16 protein-coding genes are annotated in these 17,157 nt (G+C 65.2%); 13 read left to right on the top strand and 3 right to left on the bottom strand.

All coding sequences use genetic code 11. The features are described from left to right. Positions 1–6: 6 nt before the first annotated feature. A complete protein-coding gene (xdhA, locus tag ACLE20_RS05810) occupies positions 7–1,563 on the bottom strand; it encodes a xanthine dehydrogenase small subunit (RefSeq protein ID WP_410939319.1) in 1,557 nt (518 codons plus the stop codon). Positions 1,564–1,694: 131 nt separating this feature from the next. Between xdhA and glpK the strand changes: the two genes are divergently transcribed. The 7 genes from glpK (at position 1,695) to sbmA (ending at position 8,712) form a co-directional block, all read left to right on the top strand. Then, positions 1,695–3,188 (top strand): glycerol kinase GlpK, encoded by a 1,494-nt coding sequence (glpK, locus tag ACLE20_RS05805; protein ID WP_410939318.1) that lies wholly within the window; start codon positions 1,695–1,697, stop codon positions 3,186–3,188. 95 nt (positions 3,189–3,283) lie between these two features. Further along, complete coding sequence (locus ACLE20_RS05800) at positions 3,284–3,571, top strand: type II toxin-antitoxin system Phd/YefM family antitoxin (protein WP_410939317.1); 288 nt, start codon at positions 3,284–3,286, stop codon at positions 3,569–3,571. Continuing rightward, positions 3,571–4,002 carry a type II toxin-antitoxin system VapC family toxin gene (locus ACLE20_RS05795; RefSeq protein ID WP_410939316.1) on the top strand — a complete coding sequence of 144 codons (432 nt, stop codon included), beginning with the start codon at positions 3,571–3,573 and terminating at the stop codon, positions 4,000–4,002. Before ACLE20_RS05800 ends, ACLE20_RS05795 begins: the two co-directional genes overlap by 1 nt. Before the next feature lie 80 nt (positions 4,003–4,082). Beyond that, positions 4,083–5,141, top strand: coding sequence for an LLM class flavin-dependent oxidoreductase (locus tag ACLE20_RS05790; protein WP_410939315.1), 1,059 nt, complete (start codon positions 4,083–4,085; stop codon positions 5,139–5,141). Positions 5,142–5,251: 110 nt separating this feature from the next. Continuing rightward, the gene (map, locus tag ACLE20_RS05785) at positions 5,252–6,007 is read left to right on the top strand and encodes a type I methionyl aminopeptidase (RefSeq protein ID WP_410939314.1); all 756 of its coding nucleotides are present in this window, start codon (positions 5,252–5,254) and stop codon (positions 6,005–6,007) included. 51 nt (positions 6,008–6,058) lie between these two features. After that, positions 6,059–7,327 (top strand): YbfB/YjiJ family MFS transporter, encoded by a 1,269-nt coding sequence (locus ACLE20_RS05780; protein ID WP_410939313.1) that lies wholly within the window; start codon positions 6,059–6,061, stop codon positions 7,325–7,327. Between the two features lie 113 nt (positions 7,328–7,440). After that, positions 7,441–8,712 (top strand): peptide antibiotic transporter SbmA, encoded by a 1,272-nt coding sequence (gene sbmA / locus ACLE20_RS05775; protein ID WP_410939509.1) that lies wholly within the window; start codon positions 7,441–7,443, stop codon positions 8,710–8,712. A gap of 15 nt (positions 8,713–8,727) precedes the next feature. Here the strand turns inward: sbmA and ACLE20_RS05770 are convergent, their stop codons facing one another. Then, positions 8,728–9,900, bottom strand: coding sequence for a polysaccharide deacetylase (locus ACLE20_RS05770; RefSeq protein WP_410939312.1), 1,173 nt, complete (start codon positions 9,898–9,900; stop codon positions 8,728–8,730). 192 nt (positions 9,901–10,092) lie between these two features. On the opposite strand from ACLE20_RS05770, the gene ACLE20_RS05765 reads away from it, so the two are divergent. The 6 genes from ACLE20_RS05765 (at position 10,093) to ACLE20_RS05740 (ending at position 15,408) form a co-directional block, all read left to right on the top strand. Next, positions 10,093–10,680: an NnrU family protein gene (locus ACLE20_RS05765; RefSeq protein ID WP_410939311.1), complete on the top strand. Its 588-nt coding sequence runs from the start codon at positions 10,093–10,095 to the stop codon at positions 10,678–10,680. Between the two features lie 148 nt (positions 10,681–10,828). After that, positions 10,829–11,500, top strand: a complete 672-nt coding sequence (locus ACLE20_RS05760; RefSeq protein ID WP_410939310.1) for a tetratricopeptide repeat protein — start codon at positions 10,829–10,831, stop codon at positions 11,498–11,500. A gap of 11 nt (positions 11,501–11,511) precedes the next feature. Then, a complete protein-coding gene (gene der, locus ACLE20_RS05755; protein ID WP_410939309.1) occupies positions 11,512–12,933 on the top strand; it encodes a ribosome biogenesis GTPase Der in 1,422 nt (473 codons plus the stop codon). Positions 12,934–13,018: 85 nt separating this feature from the next. Further along, positions 13,019–14,671 (top strand): alpha-glucosidase, encoded by a 1,653-nt coding sequence (locus ACLE20_RS05750; protein ID WP_410939308.1) that lies wholly within the window; start codon positions 13,019–13,021, stop codon positions 14,669–14,671. Positions 14,672–14,719: 48 nt separating this feature from the next. Further along, entirely contained in the window at positions 14,720–15,142 is a 423-nt protein-coding gene (locus ACLE20_RS05745; RefSeq protein ID WP_410939307.1) for a putative toxin-antitoxin system toxin component, PIN family, read from the top strand. After that, entirely contained in the window at positions 15,139–15,408 is a 270-nt protein-coding gene (locus ACLE20_RS05740) for a pilus assembly protein HicB (RefSeq protein ID WP_410939306.1), read from the top strand. The genes ACLE20_RS05745 and ACLE20_RS05740 overlap by 4 nt, the downstream gene beginning before the upstream one ends. A 2-nt stretch (positions 15,409–15,410) precedes the next feature. On the opposite strand, the gene ade is transcribed toward ACLE20_RS05740, so the two are convergent. Then, positions 15,411–17,108 carry an adenine deaminase gene (gene ade, locus ACLE20_RS05735; protein WP_410939305.1) on the bottom strand — a complete coding sequence of 566 codons (1,698 nt, stop codon included), beginning with the start codon at positions 17,106–17,108 and terminating at the stop codon, positions 15,411–15,413. Positions 17,109–17,157 lie beyond the last annotated feature (49 nt).

Genomic DNA, 17,157 nt, shown 5'->3' with positions numbered 1-17,157 from the left:
GGCCGTTCACTCGGCGGCCTCGAAGCGGACGAGCTGGCTGGCCGCGCCGGTGGTTTCGAGGAAGAAGCGCAACAGCAGGTTCTTCGCGGTGAGCGACCGGTAGGCAGCGCTCGCCCGCCAGTCGGTCAGCGGCTGGTAGTCCGCATCGAAGGCGGGGCGGGCGGCGGTGACCGTTTCCTCGCTCCAAGGCTTACCGATCAGCGCCGCTTCCACCGCCAGCGCCCGTTTCGGCGTGCCGGCCATGCCGCCGAAGGCGATGCGGGCGGCGGTGACGGTACCGGTCTCCGACAGGGCAAGCCGGAAGGCGCCGCACAGCGCGGAAATATCCTCGTCCCGCCGCTTGGAGATCTTGTAGACGGCGAAATGCTCGCCCTCCGGCAGCGCGGGCACGAAAAGGCTCTCGACGAACTCGCCCGGCCGCCGGTCCTGCTTGCCATAGGCGAGGAAGAACTGTTCGAGCGGCACGCTGCGCCGGCCCTCGCGGCTGCGCAGCGTCAGCACCGCATCGAGCGCGATCAAGGGCGGCGGCGTGTCGCCGATCGGCGAGCCGTTGGCGATATTGCCGCCGATCGTTCCCATATTGCGCACCTGATCGCCGCCGAGCCGATCGAGCAGGCCGCCGAGCGCGGGGAAGCGGCGGGCAAGCGTGGCAAAGGCAGTGGAATAGCTGACGCCGGCGCCGAGCGTGATGCCCGCGTCCGTCTCCTCGATGCCCTGCAGCTCTGCAAGGCCGGTGATGAAGACCACCGGGTTGATCGGCCGCATCTGCTTCGTCACCCACAGGCCGACATCGGTGGAGCCGGCGACGATGGTCGCTTCCGGATGAGTTTCCAGCGTCTCGGCCAGCGCCTCGGCCGTGCCGGGCACGATCAGCCGCGCCTCCGCCGGGCCGATCGCGATCGTCTCCTCCGTCCGCATCGCCGTCAGCGCCATGCGCACCGTTTCGCGGGTGGAGAGGATCGGGTCGAAGACCGCGTCGGGCCGCGCCCTGGCCACGGCTTCCGCCGCGCGCACGATCGGCTCATAGCCGGTGCAGCGACAAAGATTACCTTGGAGCGCCTTTTCGATATCCGGCCGGCCCGGATTGTCCTTGGATAGCCACAGGCCATAGAGCGACATGACGAAGCCTGGCGTGCAAAAGCCGCATTGCGAGCCGTGATAATCGACCATCGCCTGCTGCACCGGGTGCAGCGTTCCGTCGCGCGCCGCCAGATGCTCGACGGTGACCACATGGGTGGCGTGGAGCGAACCGAGGAAACGGATGCAGGCGTTCACCCCCTCATAGACCAGCCGATCGCCGAGCAGCCGGCCGATCAGCACCGTGCAGGCCCCACAATCGCCCTCGGCGCAGCCCTCCTTGGTGCCGGTCAGGCGGCGCTCGATCCGCAGGAAGTCGAGCAGCGTCGTCGTCGGGGCCAGTTTGTCCAGCCGGACCTCGCGGTCGTTGAGCAGGAAGCGGATGGCACCAGGGGTAGGGGAAGAATCCGTCACGTGTTCGCCTTCAAGCCAGTATCGAGTCAGACTATGCCCAAGGCCGAAAGGTGACAATTGCTGTTTTGGCATTGGTTCGTGTGCGCTTGCCCGCAATGCCGCCCGACTTGCGTTTCATTTTCGTTTGACATTCGTTTTGCCCTTGTGTTGTGCTTTTTCGAAATGCGCCGTGGGAGAGACGGCGGAGGATCGGGAGGAACTTCATGAGCGGCTATGTCTTGGCGATCGATCAGGGCACCACATCGACGCGGGCGATCGTCTTCGACGGCGACCAGAAGGTCGTGGGCTCCGGACAGAAGGAATTCACCCAGCATTTTCCCCGCTCCGGTTGGGTCGAGCATGATCCGGAGGAGATCTGGGAGACGGTGGTCGAGACGGTGCGCCAGGCGATCGGCAAGGCCGGGATCGAGGCGCGCGAGATCGCCGGCATCGGCATTACCAACCAGCGCGAGACGGTGGTGGTCTGGGAGAAGGAGGGCGGCAAGCCGATCCACCCGGCCATCGTCTGGCAGGACCGGCGCACGGCCGCCTATTGCGACAAGCTGAAGAAGCAGGGGCTGGAAAAGACCTTCACCCGCAAGACCGGCCTTCTGCTCGACCCCTATTTCTCCGGCACGAAGCTTTCCTGGATGCTCGCCAATGTGAAGGGCGCCCGGGCCCGCGCCGCGCGCGGCGACCTGCTGTTCGGCACGATCGACACCTTTCTCATCTGGCGGCTGACCGGCGGGCGCTCCTTCTTCACCGATGCCACCAATGCCTCGCGGACGCTGATGTACGACATCGCCCGCAACGCGTGGGACGAGGAGCTGCTGGAGATCCTGCGCGTGCCGCCCGCCATGCTGCCGGAGGTCAAGGATTGCTCGGCCGATTTCGGCGTCACCCAGGCATCGCTGTTCGGCGCCGAGATCCCGATCCTCGGCGTTGCCGGCGACCAGCACGCCGCCACCATCGGCCAGGCCTGCTTCGAGCCCGGCATGGTGAAATCCACCTACGGCACCGGCTGCTTCGCCGTTCTCAACACCGGGCGCGACATCGTGCGCTCCAAGAACCGGCTGTTGACAACGATCGCCTATCGGCTGGACGGCGAGACGACCTATGCGCTGGAAGGCTCGATCTTCGTGGCGGGCGCCGCCGTGCAATGGCTGCGCGATGGGATGAAGATGATCAAGTCGGCGCCGGACACGGGGACATTGGCCGACCAGGCCGATCCCACCCAGGACGTCTATCTCGTGCCGGCCTTCACCGGGCTGGGCGCGCCGCATTGGGACCCGGATGCCCGCGGCGCCATCTTCGGCCTGACGCGCAACACCGGTCCAGCCGAACTCGCCAAGGCGGCGCTTGAGGCGGTCTGCTACCAGACCCGCGACCTCACCGACGCCATGCATCGCGACTGGAAGAATGACGGGACGGAGACAGTCCTGCGCGTCGATGGCGGCATGGTCGCCTCCGACTGGACCATGCAGCGGCTCGCCGATCTTCTCGACGCGCCGGTCGACCGGCCGGTCATTCTCGAAACCACGGCACTCGGCGCCGCTTGGCTCGCCGGCAGCCGCGCCGGCGTCTGGCCCGACCGCGACACCTTCGCCCGCACCTGGGCCCGCGACCGCCGCTTCGAGCCGACCATGGACGAAAAGACCCGCCGCGAGAAAATCCGCGGCTGGAAGGAGGCGGTCAAGCGGACGCTGACGGTGGGGTAGGGGCGAGGGTACGCTTGAGCAGGACGCCCTTCTGCATTAGGGTTCATTCATGGAGCATTGACTGGCCTGCCGCGGGCGAGACGAGGTGTTGATCCGTGATCAAGACATATAGCCGAAACGATCTGCAGAATGACGTGTCTGCCGCCGTTCGTGCGACAGCGAGCGGCCCCGTGATCATTACGGAAAACGGCACATCAGCCTATGTCCTGATGTCGATGGATGCCTATCGAGACCTTGTGGAGCCGACCGCGAAGGCTGAGCAGGCTGAAGCAGCCCGTTCGCTCCTCGACGCCTTGAAGATGCCTGGCACCGAAACGGTGGATCCGGATTTCGAGTTTCCCGAGATGAAGGGGGACTGGGGTCTCGCTGGCTCGCGACCCTGATGTATCTACTGGACACAAACGTGATCTCCGAACTGAGGAAGGTCCGGATCGGGACCTGTAACCCTTCGGTCATGTTATGGGCCGATCGGCTGGATCAACGCGCATTCTACCTCTCGGTCATCACAGTGCTGGAGATGCAGATCGGGCTTCTGAGGCTTGAGCGCATCGACAAACGCCAGGCTGCAACGCTGCGTGAATGGGTCCACGGATATGTTCTCTCCGCGCTTCGTGACCGTATCCTTCAGGTTGACGTGCCCATTGCGCTGCGATGCGCCGCTTTTCATGTGCCCGATCGCCGTCCGGAGCGCGACGCGCTGATTGCCGCGACCGCTGCTGAACATGGGCTGATCGTGGCCACCCGGAACATCAAGGATTTTGAATCGACCGGCGTCGCATGCCTCAATCCATGGGAGTTTGGGCACGCTTCCTGAACGCTGTGTGCACGGCATGGCCATAGTCTTTTCGTCGTTCTACGCTTAAGTCATCGGCGGCAAAGAGCGGGACGAAGACGATGGAACTCGGACTTTACACATTTGGCGATGTCGATCCGAATGCGCCGGACAAGGGGCGGGAGGGGGAGCGGCGGCTCAGGGAGCTGATCGAGGAGATCGAGCTTGCCGATCAGGTCGGGCTCGACGTCTTCGGGCTCGGCGAACATCACCGGCCGGACTATGCGGTCTCCGCCCCGGCTGTGGTGCTGGCGGCGGCCGCGGCGCGCACCTCGCGCATCCGGCTGACAAGCGCGGTCACCGTACTGTCCTCGGAAGATCCGGTGCGCGTCTTCCAGCAGTTTTCAACCCTCGACCTCTTGTCCGGCGGCCGGGCCGAGATGATGGCCGGGCGTGGGTCCTTTATTGAGTCCTTCCCGCTCTTCGGCCAGTCGCTCGACGATTACGACGATCTCTTCTCAGAAAAGCTCGATCTCCTCATCCATCTGCGCGAGCAGGCGGTGGTGAGCTGGTCAGGCACCATGCGGCCGGCGATCAACGGGCGCGGCGTCTATCCGCGCCCGCTGCAGGATCCGCTGCCGCTGTGGATTGCCGTTGGCGGCACGCCGCAATCGGTGGCCCGCGCCGGTGCGCTGGGCTTGCCCATGGCGCTCGCCATCATTGGCGGCGAACCGGCCCGCTTCGCGCCGCTCTTCGAGCTCTATCGCGAGGCGGCGCGCCGCGCCGGCCAGGACGCGTCGAAGCTGAAGACCAGCGTCAATGTCCATGGCTTCATCGCCGACAGCAATCAGGCGGCGGCCGACCAGTTCTATGGGCCGCAGGCGGAGTTGATGAACCGGATCGGCCGCGAGCGCGGCTGGGGCCCAACCAGCCGCGCCCATTTCGACCAGGCGATCTCGCCGCGCGGCAATCTGTTCCTCGGCGATCCGGACACGGTGGCCGAGAAGATCGTCCGCCATGCCGGGCTCTTTCGCAACGACCGCTTCCTGTTGCAGATGGCGATCGGGCTGATGCCGCATGCGCAGATCATGCGCGGCATCGAGCTCTACGGCACCAAGGTCGCGCCGCTGGTGCGGGCGCGTCTCAGCGAAACCGCCGCCGAACCGGCCGCGGCTTTGTAAGCCGCGCGCCCCACTTTATCCCGCGCCCGACAGGGCTTAGATAGGGAAGATCCCCGCGCGTCCCGACCGCCGCGCGCCTTGCCAGACGCCGAGCCTGCGAAAGCCCTGCCATGACCCTCGATTCCGCCGACGATCTCGACCGCCTGAAGGAGATCGGCCGCATCTGCGCCAAGGCCGTCTCGGTCATGGGTGCGGCGATCGAGCCGGGCATGACGACGGCCGAGCTCGACGCGATCGGCCGCAAGGTGCTGGAGGAGGCGGGCGCCCAGTCGGCGCCGGAGCTCTCCTACAAATTTCCCGGCGCCACCTGCATCAGCGTCAATGAGGAGATCGCCCACGGCATTCCGGGACCGCGTATCCTGCAGCCGGGCGATCTCGTCAATATCGACGTCTCCGCCGAGAAGGCCGGGCTCTTCGCCGATACCGGCGCCTCCTTCGCCGTGCCGCCGGTCCGCCGCGAGGTCGAGCGGCTCTGTCGCGACGGCAAGCGCGCGCTCTGGGTCGGGCTGAACGAGGTGCGCACCGGCCGTTCGCTCGCCGCGATCGGCAATGCGATCGGCGCCTTTGCGAAGAAGAACCGCTATACGCTGGTCACCAACCTCTCCAGCCACGGCGTCGGCCGGTCGCTGCATGAGGAGCCGACCGAGATCGCCACCTGGCCCGACAAACAGGAAAAGCGGCGCATGGAAGAAGGCATGGTCTTCACCATCGAACCCTTCCTCTCGCTCGGCGCCGAATGGGCGGAGAGCAGCGAGGGCGACGACCCCTGGACGCTCTACAGCGAGCCGCGCGCGCCGACCGTGCAATATGAGCATACGGTGGTGGTGACCCGAAACGGCCCGCTGGTGGTGACATTGGCGGGGTGAGGGCGCGCACGCGGCCTTCCTTCACTCTTCTGCCGACATGAAAGACAGACCATGATGAGTCCGGCGCGTGTTTCCCACCTCGTCCGGACGGCGGCGGCCGGCGCGGTCGCCATGGCCATCGCCATGGGCTTCGGCCGATTTTCCTACACGCCGATCCTGCCCGGCATGATGCGCGACTTAGGGCTAACCCCCGCCGATGCCGGCATGATCGCGTCGGCAAACTTCCTCGGCTATCTCATCGGCGCATGGCTGGCCGGGCAGGGGGCTGCGGCCGGTCGTGAACGGGCGATCGCGCTCTCGATGCTCGGCGCCACCACGCTTCTCCTCCTGGCGATGGGCCTTGTTTCCGACAGGCTGATCTTTGCGGCGATCCGCTTCCTGGCTGGGCTCTCGAGCGCGCTGGTGATGGTCATGGTGTCGCAGATCGTCCTGTCGCAGGCGGCCCCTGCGAGCGAAGGCGCGGCAGCCGGTCATGTTGCCTCCGCCCACTTCGGCGGAGTCGGGCTCGGCATCGCGCTCTCCTCCCTCATGGTCTGGCTCTTGCCGGAGGGTGCGCCGACCATCGGTCTGGCGGCCTGGCGCGAGGCTTGGCTCGCCGGTGCCGGGATTGCGGCTCTCGGCACGCTTTTCGTGGCCTTCGCCCTGCCGATGCCCGCGGCCGCATCCGATCGGTCTGCCTCGTCGCCGGCTGTCGAGCCGCGGATTGCCTGGACCCCGCCGCTCGTCGCGCTGACTGTCAGCTACGGGCTGTTTGGCTTCGGCTATGTCATCACCGCCACCTTCCTGGTCGCTATGGCGCGGCAGGTTGCGTCCAATCCCGATCTCGAATTTCTGTCCTGGCTGGCGACCGGTCTCAGCGCCGCCGTGTCGGTCGCGCTCTGGCGTCTTGCCGTGCCGCGCATCGGTCTCGTCGGGGCCTATCTCGCCGGTCTTCTGCTGGAGGCGGTCGGGCTGGTGCTCAGCGTCACGCTGCCGCCGGCGACAGCGCCGCTTGTCGGCGGCCTGATGCTCGGCGGGACATTCCTGATGATCACGGCCTTCGGGCTGCAGATCGGCCGCGCCCTTGCGCCGCAAAGCCCGCGGCGGATCATCGCCCTGATGACGGTCGCCTTCGGCATTGGCCAGATCCTGGGCCCGCTCGTCGCGGGTCGTCTGGCGGAGAGCAGCGGCACCTACACCCTGCCGACCCTCATCGCCGCCGCCGTCCTCCTCGCCTCCGCGCTGATTGTCACCGCGATGCGCGCCGAGATCACCCGCGCCTGCAGCCTCAGCGCGATGCTGCCAGGAAGGATGATGCAAGAGGGCGAACCGCGTGATTAATTAAGCGTAATCTTCTTGTTCCGCGATTGTTGGCCTGGAGATTTTCGCCTAGGTTCGCGCCGTTGAATTCGTCTCCTGGCCAGACCGGCCGTCACCTTGCGAAAGCCCGCGCCGTGTTCGTCTCCTTCTTCCCCTATCCGCGCTACTTCTTCCCTTCCGTCGTCATCTGGACCCTGGTTGCGATCATCGCCTGGTATGGGGGAGCAAGTGAGTTCGGCAATCTGATCGGCTTGCCATCGCTTCCCGAGGGGCAGGAGCCGATCATCGGCGTCTCTGTCTTCTGGTCGCCGCCCTTCCTGTGGTTCTACATCTACTATGCGTTGATGGTGGCTCTGTTCGCAGCCTTCTGGTTCACCTATCGGCCGCATCCCTGGCAGAACTGGTCGATCCTTGGCACGGCGCTGATCATCTTCAACACCTATTTCTCGGTCCAGGTCAGCGTCGCGATTAATGCCTGGTACGGGCCGTTCTACGACTTGATCCAGCAGGCGCTTGCCCGCACTGCGCCGGTCACCGCCGAGCAGCTTTACCTCGGCATGTTGGGCTTTGCCGGAATCGCCTTCGTGGCGGTCACGGTCGGCGTCCTGAACCTGTTCTTCGTCAGCCATTACGTCTTCCGCTGGCGCACGGCGATGAACGATTTCTACATGAGCCACTGGGACAAGCTCCGCCACATCGAAGGCGCCTCGCAGCGTGTGCAGGACGACACGATGCGCTTTTCGCGGACGATGGAAGGGCTCGGCGTCAACCTCGTCAGTTCCATCATGACGCTGATCGCCTTCATGCCGGTGCTGTTCAAATTCTCCTCGGTCGTGACCGAACTGCCGATCGTGGGCGAGATCCCGCATGCGCTCGTCTGGGCCGCCATCTGCTGGTCGCTGTTCGGTACCGTGTTCCTGGCGCTGGTCGGCATCAAGCTGCCGGGGCTCGAGTTTCGCAACCAGCGTGTCGAGGCGGCTTATCGTAAGGAACTGGTTTATGGTGAGGACGACCCCGATCGGGCCGATCCGATCACGGTGCGGCAGCTTTTCGCCAATGTGCGGAAAAACTATTTCCGCCTCTACTTCCACTACATGTATTTCAACGTCGCCCGCATCTTCTACCTGCAGGCCGACAATCTCTTCGGCACCTTCGTGCTCGTGCCCTCGATCGTCGCCGGCAAGCTCACGCTCGGCGTGATGAGCCAGATCCAGAACGTGTTCGGGCAGGTGCGCGAATCCTTCCAGTATCTCGTCAATTCCTGGACGACGATCGTCGAGCTGCTCTCCATCTACAAGCGCTTGCGTGCCTTCGAGGCCGCGATCGAGGGCGAGCCGCTGCCGGACATCGACCAGCGCTACCTGCAGGGCCATCCCGAAGAGGCAATCGGCGTCAACGGCCGGTAGGGTTCGCCAGCACCCCTAAAAGGCTGAGGGGTCCGCCTTGCGGCGGGCCTCGATCAGCGGCAATGCCTCCTGATAACTGACGCAGGCCACCGCCGGGCGGTGGCAGGTTTCCGTCAGGAACCGGTCGAGCGCCCGCCAATAGGCGCCGCCATTCATCTCGACGAAGTGGAAGCCGAGCTGCAGCGGAATGCGGCGGCCGGCATATTCGGCGTCGAAGGCGTCGCGATAGGCCTTGAGCGCGCGGTCTTCGAAGGTGGCGCTGTCCTTGCGGTTCTCGACGCCCATCGAGTGGCGGACGAAGATATTGTAGTCCATGCCGATCACGCGGCGCGCCGAGGGACCTTCCGGGATCAGCGGCAGGCCGAAGCGCTGCAAGCCGCCCTCCAGTGTCGGCCAGCCCGGCCCCTTGGTCGTGAGGCTTGCATCATAGGCATAGCCCGCCGCCTGCTCGGCGGGGACAAGGCCCGCGCTGGTGGAAAGGTAGGGCGCGCGAAACCCCTTGACCGCCCGGCCGAGCCTCTCCCAGCCCTCCGGCTTCTCCGCTTCGATCCTCGCCGCCGTCCAGGCGCCGTCGAAGGCCTTGTGGAAGGCCGTGAACTCGGCCGCCCAATCGGCCTTGCTCCAGAGCTTGCCGTCGAAATGGCCGCAGCCATGGCTGGCGATCTCGTGGCCGGCCTCATGCGCCCGCCAGATATGGCGGACCCGTGCAGCGATCTCCTCCTTCGACTGGGCGAAGCCGACATTGGAGGCGCCGGCCTTGTGACCGGCTGCCTTGTAGCGGAGGCCATCCTCCGCCTTGGTCATCAGGAAGGTGCAGGAGAGGAAATAGGTGAAATGCGCGCCGGTGCGCGCGCCCATCTCCAAGCTCTTTTCCCACAGCCGGTTGTCATGGGCCCCATCGAAGGAAATGATGACGAGTTGCGGCCGCTCGGCAGAACCATTGACGGCGGCGGACGGGGCGACCTGCGTCGTCGCGCCGTCGGCGGCCTGCGGTCCGCGAAGGGGGGCTGAGGCGAGCGGTGCAGCGGGAGCGGAGGGCGGTTGCGGCGAGACGATAGCGGGCCCGCTGCCGAGCGTCTCGGGCGCGACCTCTTCTGCAGGGGCAAGCGGTCCCTCTGCCAAGGCCGGCTGGACGGCAAGGGAAAGCGTAAGCGCAACGAGCGATGGCAGGCGAGCGGGCATGGGCATGATGGAAGGGCCTTGAGAGGGCGAGGGCAAAGTGGGAGGGGCGACGTGACGCATCATTGCGGCAATCTGTTGAAGGAAAGGTGCCAGATGACGGAGGTCATTCAGGGGCACGGTTCGTGAAGGACATGGATTCTTCCTGGCACTCCCGCTAGGGTCGGCGCTTGCTTGCCCTGCCGCCTCATGGAGACCCACATGGCGCTTCTCATTCTCGGTATCGTCCTTTTCCTCGGTATTCATCTGACCCAGGCTTTCGTGCCGGATTTCCGCGCCCGCATGGTGTCACGGATCGGCGAAGGCGCCTGGAAGGGTCTCTACAGCCTCGTCAGCCTGCTCGGTCTCTGTCTGATCATCTATGGCTATGGCGAATCGCGGCTGACCACAGGTGTGCTCTATACGCCGCCCGTCTTCCTGCGCCATCTGGCCCTGCTGCTGATGATCTTCGCCTTCATCATCCTCGCCGCCGGGTTTCTGCCGGCCGGGCACATTGCCATGAAGACCAAGCATCCGCAGGTGCTTGCCGTGAAGATCTGGGCCTCCGCCCATCTTCTGGCCAATGGCGAGACCAATTCCGTCATCCTGTTCGGCGCCTTTCTCGCATGGGGCGTGCTGGTGCGCATCTCGCTCAAGCGCCGAGAGCGGGCGGGCGAGAAGGTGCTGCCGGTGTTCAAGTCGGCGCGCTATGATGTGCTGGCGGTTGCGATCGGCCTCGTCGCCTATCTCGCCTTCATCTGGCGGCTGCATGAGTGGCTGGTCGGCGTGCAGCCGATCGCGATGGGCTAACGCGGTCGCGAAACGCAACAGGCTGCGGCGCCTTCTCCCGGCGAAATGGGCCTGCCCCCTTACAAGAGCGGCAAAATAGGCTAGAAGCGCCGCTTACCGCTGGAAACGGCGACGTGACGCAAGGGAAGGCCGGTCTGCCGGAACGGAAATGGCGCATCAGAACGACAGTTTTATTCGTGAGGTCAATGAGGAGCTGCGCTCCGAGCAGGTACAGGCGATCTGGACCCGCTATGGCGGCATCCTCATTGCGCTCGCCATCCTCATCGTCGTCGGGACGATCGGGAAGGTCGCTTACGACTATTGGGAAGAAAGCTCGGCTTCGGCCTCCGGCGATGCCTTCCTCGCCGCGTTGACGCTTGCCAAGGACAACAAGCCGGACGAGGCCCTGGCGGCGCTTGAGAAGCTGGAGGCCGATGGCCACGGCGCTTACCCGCTGCTCGCCCGCATGCGCGCCGCCACGCTGCAGGCGCAGAAGGGCGATGTCGCGGCCGCCGCCGCCGCCTTCAAGGCGATCGCCGAGGATACGAGCGTCGAACAGCCGGTGCGCGATGCCGCACGGCTGCGCAGCGCCTATCTACTGGTTGACAGCAGCTCCTATGCGGATGTGCAGAGCGCGGTCGAAAGCCTCGCCGTGGCCGGCAACGGCATGCGCCATTCGGCGCGCGAAGTGCTGGGGCTCGCCGCCATGAAGGCCGGCGACATGGCCAAGGCGCGCGACTGGTTCCAGCAGATCATCGATGATGCGCAAGCGCCGCGCAATCTCGCCAATCGTGCCCAGATGATGCTCGACGTCATCGCCTCCAGCGGCAAGGCCGCCTGATCGGACGTTCCATGAGTTTCACCGTCGCCATTGTCGGCCGCCCCAATGTCGGCAAGTCCACTCTGTTCAACCGGCTGGTCGGCCGCAAGCTGGCGCTGGTCGACGACACGCCGGGGGTCACGCGCGACCGTCGACCGGGCGAGGCGCGGCTGATCGACCTGCGTTTCACGATCATCGACACGGCGGGCCTCGAACAGTCGGGCCCGGAGACCCTGCAGGGTCGCATGTGGGCGCAGACCGAATTGGCGATCGACGAGGCCGATCTCTCGCTCTTCGTCGTCGATGCCAAGGCGGGGCTGACACCGGCCGACGAGACTTTGGCCGAAATGCTGCGCCGGCGCGGCAAGCCGGTGGTGCTTGTTGCCAACAAGTCGGAAGCGCGCGGCTCGGATGCCGGCTTCTACGATGCCTTCACGCTCGGCCTCGGTGACCCTTGCCCGATCTCCGCCGAGCACGGCCAGGGCATGCTCGACCTGCGCGATGCGATCGTCGCGGCGATCGGCGAGGACCGCGCCTATCCGCCGGAGGTGGACGAGGCGGAAACCGATGTCGACGTGCGCGACACGCCGGGTGAGGAGGCGGACGAGGTCGAGCCGGCCTATGACGACAGCAAGCCGCTGCGCGTCACCATCATCGGCCGGCCGAATGCCGGCAAGTCGACGCTGATCAACCGCTTCCTCGGCGAGGACCGCCTGCTGACGGGGCCGGAAGCCGGCATCACGCGCGATTCCATTTCCGTCGAATGGGAATGGCGCGGCCGCACCATCAAGATGTTCGATACGGCCGGCATGCGCCGCAAGGCACGCGTCCAGGAAAAGCTCGAAAAGCTCTCGGTCGCCGACAGCCTGCGCTCGATCCGCTTCGCCGAATCCGTCGTCATCGTCTTCGACGCCACCATTCCCTTCGAGAAGCAGGACCTGCAGCTCGTCGACCTGGTGATCCGCGAGGGCCGCGCCGCCGTGCTTGCCTTCAACAAATGGGACCTGATCGACGATCCGCAGGCGCTGCTCGCGGATTTGCGCGAAAAGACCGAGCGACTCCTGCCGCAGGCGCGCGGCATCCGCGCCGTGCCGATCTCGGGGCAGACCGGCTATGGGCTCGACAAGCTGATGCAGTCGATCATCGACACCGACAAGGTCTGGAACCGGCGCATCTCCACCGCACGGCTCAATCGCTGGCTGGAAAGCCAGCAGATCCAGCATCCGCCACCGGCCGTTTCCGGCCGCCGGCTGAAGCTCAAATATATGACGCAGGTCAAAGCCCGGCCGCCGGGCTTCATGATTTCCTGCACGAGGCCCGATGCCGTGCCGGAAAGCTATATCCGCTACCTCACCAACGGCCTGCGCACGGATTTCGACATGCCGGGCGTGCCGATCCGCCTGCATCTGCGCGCCTCCGAAAATCCCTTCGAGGACCGCAAGAAAAAGCGCTGAGCCCGAAAGCCGGAGCCGCGCGGTTTACTCCGGCGGACCCGCGCTTTACATCTCTCCCTCGATCCCTGGAGCGAAGGAGTACCCGATGGCAGCCGAGGCAAGAAGCGGCAAGGACTGGTGGCGCGGCGCGGTGATCTATCAGGTCTATCCGCGCTCCTTCCAGGATATGACGGGCGATGGGCTCGGCGACATCAAGGGCATCACCGAGCGGCTGCCCTATATTGCCAGCCTCGGCGTCGATGCTATCTGGCTCTCCCCCTTCTTCACCTCCCCCATGGCCGATATGGGCTATGACGTCTCCAATTACTGCGATGTCGACCCGATGTTCGGGACGCTCGCCGATTTCGATGCGATGATGGAGCGGGCGCATGCGCTCGGCATCAAGGTCATCATCGATCAGGTGATCTCGCACACCTCCGACAAGCATCCCTGGTTCGAGGAGAGCCGGTCGAGCCGCAGCAACCCCAAGGCCGACTGGTATGTCTGGGCCGATGCGAAGCCGGACGGCACCGCGCCCAACAATTGGCTGTCGATCTTCGGCGGCCCGGCCTGGGAATGGGACGGGGTACGCAAGCAATATTACCTGCACAATTTCCTGGGCTCGCAGCCGGATCTCAACTTCCACACGCCGGCCGTCCAGGACGCCGTGCTGGACGCCGTGCGCTTCTGGCTCGACCGCGGCGTCGACGGCTTCCGGCTGGATACGGTCAATTACTATTTCCACGACAAGGAGCTGCGCGACAACCCGCCGCTCGGTCATGACGACGATGGGCCCGGTCTCGACGCGCCGGACGTCAATCCCTACGGCATGCAGCAGCATCTCTACGACAAGACCCAGCCGGAGAATATCGGCTTCCTCAAGCGCTTCCGCGCCCTGCTCGACAGCTATGAGGGGCGAAGCTCGGTCGGCGAGATCGGCGACGGTGGACGCTCCCTGAAGACGCTCGCCGCCTATGTCAGCGACGGCGACAAATTGCATATGTGCTACACTTTCGACCTGCTCGGCCCGGACTTCACCGCCAGCCACATCCGCCATTGCGTTTCGGCGTTTCAGGACAATGTGCGGGACGGCTGGGTCTGCTGGGCCTTCTCCAACCATGACGTCAAGCGCCATGTCAGCCGTTTCATCGAGCAGGAGAGCGAGCGCGAACGGGTGGCGAAGCTCGCCATCGCCGTGCTGGCGACGCTGCGTGGCTCCATCTGCCTGTACCAGGGCGAGGAACTGGCGCTGCCCGAGGCGGAGCTCGAGCTGCACGAACTGCGCGACCCCTATGGCATCCGTTTCTGGCCGGCTTTCAAGGGCCGGGACGGATGCCGGACGCCGATGCCCTGGACAGCCGGCGCGCCGAATGGGGGCTTTTCGACCGGCCAGCCCTGGCTGCCGGTGCCCGATGTCCACAAGGCGCTGGCCGTCGACGTGCAGGAAGCCGACGATGCCTCCGTTCTCGCCCACTACCGCGCCACGCTTGCCTTCCGGAAGGCCCACGACAGTCTCTATGATGGCGGCCTGACCTTCCTCGACACCAACCAGGACATCCTGATCTTTACCCGTGAAAAGGCCGGCGAACGCCTGCTCTTCCTCTTCAACCTCCGCCGCGGCCCGCAAAGCGTGCCAGTGCCCAAGGGCCTGACCGTCTCCGACGTGCTTCCCCTCCCGGGCTTCGACACCGCCACGCTGGAGAAGGGCGAGATCCGTCTGGAGGCGCTGGATGCGTTTTGCGGGCGGGTTTCGACATGAAGGGGTTGGTATATGGTCTAGCGTCGCGCCCCAGCTGAGTTTTTGGCGATGCGCGTCGTTCTCGACACGAACGTTCTCGTCGCAAGCCGGCGAAGTTCACGCGGTGCATCCAGCGTGCTGATGCAGTTCGTCCAAGATCGCAGGATCATTCCTTTGATAACGATCGCTCTCTTTCTTGAATACGAGGCGGTGTTGAAGCGTTATGAACATGATCAAGCCAACGGATTACGCGCGGTGGCGACCGACGAGGCCCTTGCAAATTTCGCGGCGCTTGCTGAGCCTGTGAATGTACATTTCCGTTGGCGCCCGCAGTTATCAGATCCTGCGGACGAACTGGTTCTCGATGCAGCAGTCAATGGCCATGCCGATGCGCTCGTCACGCACAACATTCGGGACCTATTCGTAGTCGAAGAGCGTTTTGGTATAATGGTGTTGCGTCCATCCGACATTCTGGAGCTTTTCAGATCATGAGCATCCGCCCCTATCCTCTTCAGTTGCCGATCTCGCTTCAAGCGGCTGCCGAGCGTTTAGCCGAGGAAGATGGCGTGTCGCTCGACAGTTGGATCGCGTCCGCAGTCGCCCAAAAGATTGGGGCTGTCGAAACCGCAGAAGAGTTTTTGAGGAGGAAGGCCAAGGGCGCGACCGCGGCCGGGCTCGACTATTTTCTACGGTCTGCGCCGGATGTCCCGCCGCAGGAGGGCGACGAACTCCCAGATGGCTGGCCCGACAAGGCCTGATCTCACCCGATCAGCATGAACCGATCGACATCCACCAGCCCTCTGTCCGAGATCTTCAGATGCGGGATGACGGGGAGGGGGAGGAAAGCGAGTTGCAGGAAGGGTTCCTGCAGCGTGGCGCCGAGGGCGAAGGCGGCCTGGCGGAGCGTCTGCAGCGTGTCGCGGACACTTTCATAGGGCTCGAGGCTCATGAGACCCGCGACGGGCAGTGCGATCTCGCCGGTGACGCGGCCGTCTTCCACCACCACGAAGCCGCCCTTGATCTCGCCCAGCCGGTTGGCGGCGAGCGCCATGTCGTCGGCATCGACGCCGACCACACAGATATTGTGGCTGTCATGGCCGACGGTGGAGGCGATCGCGCCCTTCTTCAGTCCAAAACCCTGGACGAAGCCATTGGCGTGGTTGCCATTCAGCCCGTGGCGCTCGATCACCGCCGCCTTGATGATGTCGCGGTCGAGATCGGCGCCGGTTTCGTTGCCCTTGGCCGGTAGCTGGAAGCGGCGGTGTTCGGTGATGATCTTGCCGGGCAGGACGCCGATCACCGATGTCTCGCCATCCGTGAAGGGCACGGCAAAGGCGGCCGGCTCGATCCGCCCGGCCTTGACGCTGTCGAGGCCGACGGGGGCGACCGGCTTGCGGGTGGCAAACAGCGCCTCGGTGACCCGGCGACCGGCGGAAAAGACATGGGCCGCGCGGGCGCTTTCCAGACTGTCGACGACCACCAGATCGGCCCGCCAACCGGGCGCGACGAGACCGCGGTCGCGAAGGCCAAAGGCGCGGGCGGCGGAAATCGAGGCGGCACGATAGACGGCAAGCGGCGCGACGCCGAGCCTGATCGCCTCGCGGATCATGAAGTCGAGATGACCCTCCTCGGCAATGTCGAGCGGATTGCGGTCGTCGGTGCAGAGCGCCAGGAAGGGCGAAAGCCGCTCGGTGAGGATTGGCAGGAGCGCATGCAGGTCCTTCGACACCGAACCTTCCCGCACGAGGATGTGCATGCCCTTGCGGATCTTCTCGAGCGCCTCCTCGGCGCTGGTGCATTCGTGATCCGTGCGGATGCCGGCTGAGAGATAGCCGTTGAGGTCGAGACCGCGGAGCAGAGGGGCGTGCCCGTCGATGTGGCCGCCCTGGAAGGCCTCGAGTTTGGCAAGGCAGACCGGATCCTTGTGGATGACGCCGGGGAAGTTCATGAACTCCGCCAGGCCGATCACCTTCGGGTGGTCGCGGAACGGCAGCAACGCCTCGATCGGCAGATCGGCGCCCGAGGTTTCCAGATGGGTGGCGGGCACGCAGGAGGAGAGCTGGACCCGCACATCCATGATGGTCTGTTCGGCGGAGTCGAGGAAGAAGCGGATTCCCTCGGTGCCCAGCACATTGGCGATCTCATGCGGATCGCAGATCGCCGTCGTCACGCCATAGGGCAGCACGCAGCGGTCGAATTCATGCGGGGTGACGAGCGAGGATTCGATGTGGAGATGCGTGTCGATGAAGCCCGGCACGACGGTGAGGCCCGCAATGTCGATCTCCTCGCGCCCGTCGTAGCGACCGCAGGTGCCGACGATCCGGTCGCCGCAGAGGGCGATGTCGGAAGAGACCAGCTCGCCCGTGACGAGATCGAAGAAGCGGCCGTTCTTGAGCACGAGGTCGGCCGGCACCCGGCCGGTTCCTTGGTCGATCAGGTCGGGGAGGGAAGGGATCATCAGCATCTCCATGAGGGCTCACCGATCCTAGACCAGGTTGCGGCGCCAG

It is taken from the genome of Rhizobium sp. YIM 134829 (assembly GCF_046546455.1).
This window is presented reverse-complemented; position numbering and strand designations above follow the sequence as displayed.